At 65.7% G+C, this 11,483-nt stretch carries 10 protein-coding genes and 1 tRNA gene; 5 read left to right on the forward strand and 6 right to left on the reverse strand.

Annotation, left to right across the window (positions count from 1 at the left end):
- Positions 1-39: 39 nt before the first annotated feature.
- Positions 40-1,236 carry an aromatic ring-hydroxylating oxygenase subunit alpha gene (locus tag ACT2BZ_RS21335; protein WP_457937573.1) on the forward strand — a complete coding sequence of 399 codons (1,197 nt, stop codon included), beginning with the start codon at positions 40-42 and terminating at the stop codon, positions 1,234-1,236.
- Here the strand turns inward: ACT2BZ_RS21335 and ACT2BZ_RS21340 are convergent.
- On the reverse strand, positions 1,205-2,404 hold the full coding sequence (locus tag ACT2BZ_RS21340) for an MFS transporter (protein WP_457937574.1): 1,200 nt from the start codon (positions 2,402-2,404) through the stop codon (positions 1,205-1,207). The genes ACT2BZ_RS21335 and ACT2BZ_RS21340 overlap by 32 nt on opposite strands.
- A gap of 266 nt (positions 2,405-2,670) precedes the next feature.
- On the opposite strand from ACT2BZ_RS21340, the gene ACT2BZ_RS21345 reads away from it, so the two are divergent.
- Positions 2,671-3,651, forward strand: coding sequence for a heparan-alpha-glucosaminide N-acetyltransferase (locus ACT2BZ_RS21345; RefSeq protein ID WP_457937575.1), 981 nt, complete (start codon positions 2,671-2,673; stop codon positions 3,649-3,651).
- The gene (locus ACT2BZ_RS21350) at positions 3,648-4,124 is read left to right on the forward strand and encodes a methyltransferase family protein (protein WP_457937576.1); all 477 of its coding nucleotides are present in this window, start codon (positions 3,648-3,650) and stop codon (positions 4,122-4,124) included. Before ACT2BZ_RS21345 ends, ACT2BZ_RS21350 begins: the two co-directional genes overlap by 4 nt.
- A 15-nt stretch (positions 4,125-4,139) precedes the next feature.
- Here ACT2BZ_RS21350 and ACT2BZ_RS21355 read toward each other — a convergent pair whose 3' ends face one another.
- From ACT2BZ_RS21355 to ACT2BZ_RS21370, 4 genes are all read right to left on the reverse strand, one after another.
- Complete coding sequence (locus ACT2BZ_RS21355) at positions 4,140-4,526, reverse strand: MerR family transcriptional regulator (protein ID WP_457937577.1); 387 nt, start codon at positions 4,524-4,526, stop codon at positions 4,140-4,142.
- 102 nt (positions 4,527-4,628) lie between these two features.
- The gene (gene mgtE / locus ACT2BZ_RS21360; protein ID WP_457937578.1) at positions 4,629-6,047 is read right to left on the reverse strand and encodes a magnesium transporter; all 1,419 of its coding nucleotides are present in this window, start codon (positions 6,045-6,047) and stop codon (positions 4,629-4,631) included.
- 149 nt (positions 6,048-6,196) lie between these two features.
- Entirely contained in the window at positions 6,197-6,823 is a 627-nt protein-coding gene (locus tag ACT2BZ_RS21365) for a hypothetical protein (protein WP_457937580.1), read from the reverse strand.
- Between the two features lie 241 nt (positions 6,824-7,064).
- Positions 7,065-7,149, reverse strand: a tRNA-Leu gene (locus tag ACT2BZ_RS21370).
- 192 nt (positions 7,150-7,341) lie between these two features.
- Between ACT2BZ_RS21370 and lipB the strand changes: the two genes are divergently transcribed.
- Positions 7,342-8,082 (forward strand): lipoyl(octanoyl) transferase LipB, encoded by a 741-nt coding sequence (gene lipB / locus ACT2BZ_RS21375; RefSeq protein ID WP_457937581.1) that lies wholly within the window; start codon positions 7,342-7,344, stop codon positions 8,080-8,082.
- 4 nt (positions 8,083-8,086) lie between these two features.
- A complete protein-coding gene (ggt, locus tag ACT2BZ_RS21380) occupies positions 8,087-9,847 on the forward strand; it encodes a gamma-glutamyltransferase (RefSeq protein WP_457937583.1) in 1,761 nt (586 codons plus the stop codon).
- A gap of 7 nt (positions 9,848-9,854) precedes the next feature.
- Here ggt and ACT2BZ_RS21385 read toward each other — a convergent pair whose 3' ends face one another.
- On the reverse strand, positions 9,855-11,108 hold the full coding sequence (locus ACT2BZ_RS21385) for a site-2 protease family protein (protein ID WP_457937585.1): 1,254 nt from the start codon (positions 11,106-11,108) through the stop codon (positions 9,855-9,857).
- Positions 11,109-11,483 lie beyond the last annotated feature (375 nt).

Genomic DNA, 11,483 nt, shown 5'->3' on the forward strand with positions numbered 1-11,483 from the left:
ATCCGCCCCCGTATCCCCTGCCAGGCAGGGAGTGTGGCCATGCAACACGACATCGCCGAAAGTGACCTCTATGCCGGGCTTCGCCGCGCCGAGGCGACGCTTCCAGCCAGCGCCTATCTCGACGCCGGCGCCTACCGGCGGGATCTCGAGGCGATCTGGTATCGCCGCTGGGTGCATGTCTGCCGCGAGGCCGAAATCGCCGAGCCGCTGGCCTACCGGGTCTTCACCATCGGGGACCAGGAAATTCTCGTCCTGCGCGACGAGACCGGCACCTTGCGCGCCTTTCACAACACCTGTCGTCACCGCGGCTCGCAGCTTTGCGCCGCCGAATCGGGCCGCCTGAAGGCCCGGCTTCTCACCTGCCCCTACCACGCCTGGTCCTACTCGCTGCGCGGCGACCTCGTCCGCGTGCCCTCCAAGGTCCTGCCGGAGGGGTTCGACAAGGCCGACTTCCCGCTGCACGCCGTTTCGCTGTCGGTCTGGCGTGGCTTGGTTTTCGTCAATCTCGACCCCGGCGCCACGGATAACGTGCAAGACACCTTCGACCGCGACTCCGCCGACCTGACGAACTGGCCGCTCGAAGACCTGGTCTCGGGCCACGTCTTCACGAAGGTGATGAACTGCAACTGGAAGATCTTCTGGGACAATTTCAACGAATGCCTGCATTGCCCGGGCGTCCACAAGCACCTGTCGCAGCTGGTGCCGATCTACGGTCGCGGCATGATGGCGAGGCACGACGACCCCGACTGGGCGCGCCACGCCGACAATGACGCCCCCGAGTTTTCCGGCCGCCTTCGCGCCGGCGCCGAGACCTGGTCGGCCGACGGTCACGCGCACGGACCGCAATTTTCCGGCCTGACCGACGCCGAGCGGGCCGTCGGCCAGTCCTATGCGATGAACCTGCCGTCGATGTTCATCGTCGGGCATGTCGACTATGTCCGCATCGTGCGCCTGCTGCCGCTCGGACCGGAAAAGACGGAACTGACGGCCGAATGGCTGTTTCCGGAGGCGCCGTCTGCCGAGGCGCTCGACAACATCGTCTCGTTCGGCACCCAGGTGCTTGAGGAGGACGCCGGCGTCTGCGAGATCAACCAGAAGGGCCTGCATTCGCGCCGCTTCGAAGCGGGCGTGCTGATGCCGGAGGAATATGAACTTTACCGCTTCCACGAGTGGGTGCGAACGCAGCATCGAGGCCTGGACGCTGTCACATCGACTTCGGCAGATAGCGCCAGGTGAGAAAGCCGCAGATCGCGGCGAAGACGCCGAGAGTCACGAACACACCGCCAAGCCCGAAGAAGGCCAGCACGATCGAATAGGCAAGCGGCGGCAACAGTTCGGAAAAGTCGAGATAGGTGCGGTAGACCGCCGACATCTGCGGCCGCTCGTAGGAGCGCACGGCGCGCATGAAGGCGGTCGAGCCGAGCGCGTCGAGCGCGATGGCAAAGCAGGCGCAGCAGAGCAGGAAGAAACCGGCGACGAGCGGAAACGGCTCGCCGCAGAGCCCGGCAGCCAACAGCGTCCCGGTCATGGCGAAGAAGGCCAGCGACATGATGTTTCGCGCGCCGAAGCGCTTTCCCGCCCGGCCCCAGAACACCGCCGTGAACAGCAGCGCATTGCCGGCCGAAACCAGCAGGCCGCCAGCCAGTGCGCCCTGCCCGGTCACCACCATGAGGATCGGCGAATAGACGAAGAAGGTCGTCCAGAAGCAGGACCGGCCGAAGGCGATCAGCCAGGCGAGCCTCAGCCGCGGCTGGGCGACGAAGCGCCCGATATTGGCGAGCGGGTTGGCCGGCCTTGTCTTGCCGGGCCGGATCAGCTTGTTGTCGCCGAGCCGGTAGTACCAGAACAGCGCCAGAAGCACGCTGCAGAAGGCGATGACCGCGGCGTGCGGCGCGATGATGCCGAAATGCGTGTAGAGCAGGATGCCGAGCGTCGGCCCAGCCGTCCAGCCGAGCATCGACCAGGCCATGCGCAGCGATTCGGAGCGCATGAACTCGGTCTTCTTGATGTGGTCCATGATGTAGAGGTTGAGCGTGATGCCGAGCGCGCTGGCGCCCATGACCCGCGACAGCATGCCGAGCAACTGCCCGGTCAGCGTGCCGGTCAGAAACAGCACCGAACCGAAGGCCAGCAATGCCACGCCGGCCGTATAGACCCAACGCCGCGAGAAGCGGGCGATCAGCATCGGCATGAACAGCGTCGCCGAAAGCCCGAGCAACGCCACCACCGTATAGAGGATCGAGACGCCCTGCTCGCTCTTCAGGATCTCATAGGCCTGGATCGGGATGACGCTGGCAATCGACGCGCGGGCGAAGGATTCCAGGCCATAGAGGCTGGCAAAGGTGCGCGCCCCAGCCGGCGGAACGGCGGGAAGCCAGATGGGATGCCGGACCTGAGTTGCCATGTGCCTGCGAGAATCGTGCGACCGGACAAGATATGCAGGCGCGAGCCCCGGCCGATAACAGGAAACCGACCTGAAAGCGGCGCAAATCCGGGCTGGCTATCGTTTGGTGCATTCTGGCCCAAGGCCCGGCGCAGAATTCAAGGCGGCGATCCCTTGCAGGCGCTCGCGCCCACCATCCATTTCCTGTATTTCGTTCTAGCCCGCTCGTGCTAACGGTGATTCAACAGATCAGCCGAATCCAGCAACTGCCGGATAGATAAGTCAAAGTGCCAGACAAGCCGCAGCCCAGACAGCGCATCAACGCCATCGACATTGCGCGCGGTGTCGCGCTGCTCGCCATGGCGGTCTACCATTTTGCCTGGGATCTCGAATTTTTCGGCTATGTCGATCCGGGAATGACGGCGGTTGGCGGCTGGAAGATCTTTGCCCGCTCGATCGCCTCAAGCTTCCTTTTCCTCGCTGGCGTCAGCCTGTTTCTGGCCCATGCCGACGGCATCAGGTGGCGTGGTTACTGGCGCCGGCTTGCGATGGTCGCCGGCGCGGCGCTGGCCATCTCGATCGCGACCTATTTCGCCACGCCCGACAGCTTCATCTTCTTCGGCATCCTGCACCAGATCGCGCTCGCCAGCGTGCTTGGGCTAGCCTTCGTCCGGCTGCCCGCCGTGCTGACCCTGGTTGCCGCCGGCCTGGTCGTCGCCGCGCCGCACTTCCTGCGCGCCGCCTTTTTCGATGCGCCCTGGTGGTGGTGGACCGGCTTGTCGGAGGCCTACCCCCGTTCCAACGACTATGTCCCCGTCTTCCCGTGGTTCGCAGCCGTGCTGGCAGGCATCGCAGTGGCGAAACTCGCCAGGAGCAGCGGCCTGCTTGACCGCCTCGCCGCGATCCGCAGCGGGCGCTGGGCTCAACCGGCGGCCTTTGCCGGCCGCCACAGCCTTGCCGTCTACCTGATCCACCAGCCCGTGCTGATCGCTTGCGTCTGGATCTTCGCGCAGGTCGCGCCGCCCGCTGTCGAAAGCCCCGACGTGCTGTTCCTGAGGTCATGCGAGCGCGCCTGCAATGACAGCCGCGACAGCGAATTCTGCACGCGCTACTGTGTATGCATGATCGAAAAGCTGCAGACCGAGGGGACTTTCGATAGGGTGATTGCCGGGGACGAGGACCCCGACCTGCGCTCCAGGGTGGAGGGTTCCGCGGAAGCCTGCACCGTCGAGACGGACAACGCCATGCCTGAGGGGGAGTTACGATGAGCGAAGCCGGCAAGAAGCCAAGCATCATCCCGTTGCCGCCGCTGATCTTCATGGCGGGCATCGCGGTCAGCCTGATCCTGCACGCCTTCTACCCCCTGCCGTGGTTCAACTCGCCCTTCTCCGACATTCTGGTCGGCGCGGGCTGGCTGTGCCTGCTCGGGTTCGCCGCGCTGTTCTACACGGCCGTGCGGACGATGATGCGCGCCAAGACGACGATCAACCCGAATGCGACGCCCGACCATCTCGTCATCAGCGGGCCTTTCTCGATCACCCGCAACCCGATCTATCTCGCCGACGCGCTGCTCCTCATTGGCGTCGGGCTGGTCTCAGGCATCGCCTGGTTCCTGGTGCTGGCCATCGTCTGCGCGTTCATCACCCAGAAGGTCGCCATCGAGCGCGAGGAAAGGATCCTGCTCGAGAAATTCGGCAAGCGTTTCCACGATTATTCGAAGCGGGTGCGTCGCTGGATCTGAACCGCGCCTGTCGGCTCAGGTATTGACGCCGAGTTCGGCAAGCCGCTCGACGCAGGACTCCTCGGCCTGGTCGAGTTCGGCCAGCGTCTCCTCGAGGTCGCGGCGTTTCTGGCGCAGGTCCTCGCGCTTTTCCTCGATCCGCCGGATCATCAGCTTGAGTTGCCCCACCTCGCCCGGCGGCGCCTTGTACATCTGGATGATTTCGCGGATCTCGTTGATCGAGAAACCGAGCCGCTTGCCACGCAGTATCTGCCGCACAAGATGCCGGTCTGACGGCTTGAACAGGCGCGTGCGCCCCCGCCGCACCGGCTGGATCAGCCCCTCGTCCTCGTAAAACCTCAGCGTTCGCGTCGATATGCCGAACTCACGGGTCAATTCCGTGATCGAATAATATTCCCGCATCGTGTTTCGTGTCCCCAACGTCCCCAGCGCGCGGACTTTGGCATTGCATTTACGTCAAAGTCAAATTTTGGGAAATTGCGCAATCGAATCCGTATGATGCGCTCAGCCTATGCCGAGCCACCAGCTCGCCAGCCCAAGGAAAGCGAAGAAGCCGACGACATCGGTCACCGTGGTCACGAAGACCGAGGAGGCGATTGCCGGATCGATACCGAAACGGTCGAGCACAAGCGGGATCAGGATGCCTGCAAGTGCTGCCGCCATCATGTTGATGATCATGGCCACGGCGATGATCTGCCCGAGGCTGGGGTCGGCGAACCAGAGGCCCGCGACGATACCGACGACGACGGCGAAGAAGACGCCGTTCAGCGCGCCGACGGTCGCCTCGCGGCGGATGATGCGGCTGGCATTGTAGATGTCGATGTCCTTGGTCGCCAGCGCGCGCACCGTGACGGTCATTGTCTGGGTGGCGGCGTTGCCGCCCATGGAGGCGACGATCGGCATCAGGACGGCCAGGGCCACCATCTGCTGGATCGTGGCGTCGAACAGCCCGATCACCAGCGAGGCGAGGATCGCCGTCGCCAGGTTGACGGTCAGCCAAGGCAGGCGCGCGCGCGAGGTCGTCATCACGGTGTCGGACAGTTCCTCGTCGCCGACGCCGCCCATGCGCATCAAGTCTTCTTCGGCCTCCTGCTGGATCACGTCGACGACGTCGTCGATGGTCAGCACGCCGACCAGCCGCTCATTCTCGTCGACGACGGCGGCCGACAGGAGATCGTACTGCTCGAATTCGCGGGCGGCCTCTTCCTGGTCCATCGTGGCCGGGATGGCATGCCTCGTCTCGTGCATGATGTCTTCGATCTTGACCGTGCGCTTGGCACGCAGCACCTGGTCTAGATCGATGGCGCCGAGCAGCTTGAAGGTCGGGTCGATGACGAAAATCTGGCTGAAGCGCTCGGGCAGGTTGTTGTCCTCGCGCATGTAGTCGATCGTCTGGCCGACCGTCCAGAATGGCGGCACGGCGACGAATTCGGTCTGCATGCGCCGACCGGCGCTCTCTTCCGGATAGGCCAGCGAGCGGCGCAGCCGGATGCGTTCCGTGAACGGCAGCTGCGCCAGGATCTCGTCCTGGTCTTCCTGGTCGAGATCCTCCAGGATGTAGACCGCGTCATCGGAATCGAGTTCCTGGACGGCCTGCGCGATCTGCTCGTTGGGCAGGTTGTCCACGATGTCGAGGCGGATGGCCTCGTCGACCTCGGTCAGCGAGGAAAAGTCGAAGTCCTTGCCGAGAAGTTCGACCAGCGCGCGCCGTTGCTCCGGCAGCAGCGCCTCGAGCAGGTCGCCGAGCTCCGACTGATGCAGGTCGCCGACATCCTGCTTGAGCACGAGGATGTCGCGGTTGGCGATCGCCGCGCCGACATGGGCCAGGAACGTGGCGAGGATGACGCCGTCTTCGCCATAGATTCCGGTATCGGGCGCCTCGGCCGTTTCGTCGGCGGGCGTCGTGTCGTGCTGTTCGTCCAACGGCGCCTCCCTGATCCGGATTCCGCGAAAGATTCGAGGTCAGGTCTAGCGCGCATACCGCCTGATTACCAAACGAAATACGCTCCAACAGGCAGCTGCGCGGGGCGACGCACGCCCTCGGGCGCGGCCGGACGCCGGTGCCCGTGGGGTCAGCGGGCGAAGATGACGAGGCTGCCCGAAGCGTCCATCTCGGCGGCCACGACGCCGGCCGGCGCAAGACCTCTTTCGGCGAGGACTTCTGACAGGCGGCTGTCATTGCGGACGGCTTCCCTAAGCCGCTCGATTTCGTCTGCATGGACGGCGAGCGAAGCGTTGATCACTGCCGCGTCTATGCCGTCGAACAGGATCGATATGTCGCGCACCTCGATGGACTGCGCCTCGCCCGTTTTCAGCCTGTCGGCCATCGTGCCCGCCGCGCCGATAGCGTCGACGATATGCCCGGCACTGTAGCTCGCAGCACTCTCCGGCGCCGCCTCGCCATTGCCGTTCCGGTCCTGCTGCTCTGGCAGTTCGGCCGGCGGAATCACCGGCGTTTCACCGACGTCGGGTGCCTGCTCAACCATGTCCGGATCGCCTACTGCAGGCGGCTTCAGCACGCCGTTGCATTCGTCGAGCGTGTCCGTCAGCGAGCCGCCGTCCGGTTGTTCTCCGGGCGTCACCTGGCAGGGTGAGCCGGGCGCCTCTTCGGTCGGTCCGGTCGTCTGTGCGGACGCCGACTGCACACAGGCCATCGACGCGAACATCATCGGTATCAGGGCGGTCTTGCTTAGAGACATGGGTCCTTCCTGTCATTCTCACTGTGCCTCCGGTCGGAGGTGCTTGAGAAAGCAACAGGTTTTCGGACCGAATGTTCCCGCAAAGCGCCACATGCTGGCCAAGAGATCCATCGCCTCGGGGCGAGACGGAACGGCCTGGCATCATGAAGGCCCCCGCTTTGGCGTCCACACGAACGCCAGCCTGCCCCTCCCGGCAGTGCCGGATGGCCGCTGAAACCTCTGAGGGAATGAGCTGGAAAAATGGTGCGGTCGAGAAGACTCGAACTTCCACGGGTTGCCCCACAGCGACCTCAACGCTGCGCGTCTACCAATTCCGCCACGACCGCACGTGGTAGGCCGGAACGAACCGGCTCGCGGCGTGTAGCAAATAGCATCCGGCGAAACAAGTGAGCATCCGGCATTATTCGGCGGGACGCGACAATGCGGCCCGCACCCGCCGCCCGGCGGTAGAAAAGCTGCAAAACTTTACCTTTCTGCGGCCCGTCGCCATATGATGACAACGCCACGGAGACCACCCCATGCAACGCAGCCAGATCGCGGCTTCCTTTATGCCGTCGCCCGGTTCCCACCCGGTCGAATGGCGAATCGAACCGGGGCTCACCGCCTATGCTGAAGCGCTGGCCTTCATGGAGGCGCGCGCCGACGCCATCCGCAAGGGCGAGGCCGGCGAGCTGGTCTGGCTGGTCGAGCATCCGCCGCTCTACACGGCAGGCACCAGCGCCCGCAGCGACGACCTCGTCGAACCCGACAGGTTCCCCGTGTTCGAGGCCGGCCGCGGCGGTGAATACACCTATCACGGCCCCGGCCAGCGGGTGGCCTATGTCATGCTCGACCTCAAGCGGCGGCGCGAGGACGTCCGCGCCTTCGTCGCCGCGCTCGAAGAGTGGATCATCGCCACCCTCGACCGCTTCAACGTCAGGGGCGAGCGGCGCGAGGACCGCGTCGGCGTCTGGGTCGTGCGGCCCGACCGCCCTGCATCACCGGACGGCTCGCCCGCCGAAGACAAGATCGCGGCGATCGGCATAAGGCTGAGGCGCTGGGTCAGCTTCCACGGCATCGCCATCAACGTCGAGCCCGACCTGTCGCATTTCTCCGGCATCGTGCCCTGCGGGGTCGCCGATCACGGCGTCACCAGCCTGGTCGACCTCGGCCTGCCGGTCACCATGGCCGACCTCGACCTGGCCCTGAAGTCGGCCTTTGCGGAGGTCTTCGGCCCGGCGCGGGAAACGGCGCCGTCCGCGGCCAGGAAGGCAGGCTAGCGGCATGATCAGACGGCTCGAAAGACTGTCCGCGCTGGCGGCACTCATCGCGCTCCTCGCCGGGCCAGCCGCGGCCCAGCAGGCCGCCGACGCCGTCGCGCCAGAGGCGCCCTCCGCCGTCACCGAGCGCCAGGCGGTCAAGGCCAGAAGCCATATGGTCGCCGCGGCCAACCCGCTTGCCGCAGAGGCGGGACTTGACGTGCTGCGCAACGGCGGCAACGCCGCAGACGCGCTGGTCGCCGTGCAGACCGTGCTTGGCCTCGTTGAGCCGCAATCCTCCGGGCTAGGCGGCGGCGCCTTCCTCGTCTGGTACGATGCGGCAAGCGGCACCGTCACCACCTTCGACGGCCGCGAGACCGCGCCGGCCTCGGCGACGCCCGACCTCTTCATGGGCCCGGACGGCAAGCCGCTCGGCTTCTTCGAGGCCGTCGTCGGCGGCCGCTCGGTCGGCGTGCCGGGCGTGCCGCGCCTGCTCGAGACGGTGCAGGCGAAATACGGCAAGCGCGACTGGGCCGGGCTGCTGCAGCCCGCTGTCGAGCTTGCCGAGAAAGGCTTTGCCGTTTCGGCGCGGCTCCACACGCTGATTGCGGGCGATGCCGGCAAGCTGGACAGCCAGCCCGCCGCCCGCGCCTATTTCTACGCTTCCGATGGCGCCCCCCTCGCCGAGGGGACGATCCTGCGCAATCCGGATTACGCTGCCACGCTGAAGGCCATGCAGGCGGGCGGCGCCGACGCCTTCTACAGCGGCGGGGTAGCCGACAGCATCGTAACGGCGGTGCAGGGTCACGAAACCAATCCCGGTGGTCTCTCAGCCGGCGACCTTGCCGCCTACCAGGTCAAGGAGCGCCCGGCCGTCTGCGCGCCCTATCGCGGCCTGTCGGTCTGCGGCATGGGTCCGCCCTCCTCCGGCGCGCTGACCATCGGCCAGATTCTCGGCATGGTCGAGCCTTTCTACCTGGCGGCACTCGGCCCGGACGATCCCGAGAGCTGGCGCATCATCGGCGACGCGACGCGGCTCGCCTTCGCCGACCGCGGCCGCTACATGGCCGACAGCGACTTCGTCTCCATCCCCAAGGGGCTTCTGAACGCCGGCTACCTGCAATCGCGCTCGGCCCTGCTGCGCCGGCCTACCGCCCTGCCCGACGAAGCGGTGACCGCCGGTTCGCCGCCCTGGGACAAGGCCGAGCTGCGCATCGACGGCGTCTCGCTCGACATGCCCTCGACCAGCCACTTCACCATCGTCGACGATGCCGGCAACGTCCTGTCGATGACAAGTTCGGTCGAGAATGCCTTCGGCTCGCGCCAATTCGTGGCCGGCTTCCTGCTCAACAACCAGCTGACCGATTTCTCCTTCGCGCCCGAGCAGGACGGCGAAGCCGTCGCCAACCGGGTGGAGCCCGGCAAGCGGCCGCGCTCATCCATGTCGCCGACCATCGTTCTGGCCGACGGCAAGCCGGTCTACGCGCTCGGCTCGCCGGGCGGCTCGAGCATCATTCCCTACGTCGCGACCACGTTGATTGCGCTGATCGACTGGAAGCTCGACATGCAGCAGGCGATCGCGTTGCCGCATCTGCACAACCGCTTCGGCACCTACGACCTCGAGGCGGGAACCTGGGCAGAAGGCCTCGCGCCCGAACTCGAGGCGCTCGGCTACAAGACGCGGATCGGTGACCAGAATTCCGGCCTGCACGGCATTGCCATCGGTCCGGACGGACTGACCGGCGGCGCCGATCCACGCCGCGAGGGCGTCGCTGTCGGCGACTGAGGCAGGCTCAGGCGATCTTCGAGACGGCCCAGATCAGGCCAAAGCCGTGGATGGCGAAGACGGCGAGCAGTGCTGCGCCGATGGCGAAGCGGTCGAACACGCCGATCGGCTTCAGTTCGTAGCGCGGCTTTATGCCGCCGCCCGCCGTCAGCAGGCTGAGGATCGCGAACACCGCGCCGACGGCGGCGATGAACCATGTCTGCATGCCGGCCCAGCTTGCTACCGCCAGGAAGCCGCCGAGCAGCAGGAACGAGGCGAGCGCCAGCAGCGGAGGGCTGGGGCAGATCTGGCGCAGCACCTGTCCGCCGTCGAATTTCCACACCGGGACCAGGTTGGCGATGTTGAACAGTGCCATGCAGCCGGCAAGTGCAGCGAGCAGCATGGCGGCAAGGCTCCATCCGGCGGCCGAGGCATAGCTGCTGGAGGCAATCGCCAGCGGCACGAGAAAGGCCGAAAAGCCCGCCCCCATCAGCGCGACGAAGGCCACCTCGAAGCGGCTGTCATAGGGCCTGCCGCCGATGGCGATGCCGCCAAGCAGCGGCAGGAAGATCATCCTCACCCGCCGGTGCCCCATCAGGCGGAAGGCCGCCATGTGACCGAGCTCATGCAACGCCACCACGCTGGTCATCACGAAGGCGAGCACCAGCCCGCCGGGCGTCAGGCCGAACAGCGGCCACAGCAGGAAGGCCGACAGCACGGCAAAGCCGACCTGGCTTGCCGGATGCTCGAACAGCCCGCCCGAGCGGTACTTGCCCGTCTCGGCCCAGATCTTCAGCTTGCGCATCTCGCGCCTCAGCGCGAAGTAGCGGAACACCAGAAAGGCAAGGCCGCGGTAGCGGTCGGTGCGCGTCAGCGTCACCAGCACGCCGTCGTCGCGCAGCGCAAGATCGGTTGTCTCACGGTAATTCGACCAGAAGGACGGGTCGAGCGAGCTGTCGTCGACCACGCGCATGGCAAACCGCCTGCCCTGCACGACATCCTCGAGCCTGACGGTGCGCTCGATCGGGCTGCCATCGCGGCTCTCCCATCTGAGCTTCAGGCGCGCGAGTCCGGAATCACCCTCGACCGGCTCCGCGCCGATATATTCGCCCGACCAGTCGGCATTGTCGCCGAGCGGCCAAAGCGCGCTCCACAGCCGCTCGCGGCCGACCGGAATGAGTTTTGATATCCTGAACGTCCTGACGCCGACGGGCGCCGCCAGCAACAGGAAAATCAGGCCTATGTTGAGCGCCACCAACAGCGCCGACACGAGAAGCGTCAAGGACATCACTCCGCAGGATCGCGGAAAACCTATCGGCGTCGGTGAGAAGAAAGACTTAATGACGGCGCAAGGGCGCGCGCCGTCCGAGGGCCAGAGGCCGTTTTAGAAGGCGCCAATCCACAGCGCGACAGAAACGAGGAAGGTGCTCATGCACACAAGCGAGACGACATCCTGGATCAGGTCGGTCATGGGAATCTCTCCTGTTGTTGATCTATTCCTTGTTTGTTCTCATTTTGTTCAAATGTCAAACGCTGCGTTAACCGCAGGGTTAAGCATTGGTTACCGGGCGCTTGAGGCCGCCGCGAGACGATCCGCCGTCCCGGTCATGTTTTCGTGATGGGAAGAATGTCGCCGGGCAACGAGCGCCAGGCGCAG

The sequence above is a fragment of the Mesorhizobium sp. 10J20-29 genome (assembly GCF_054130485.1).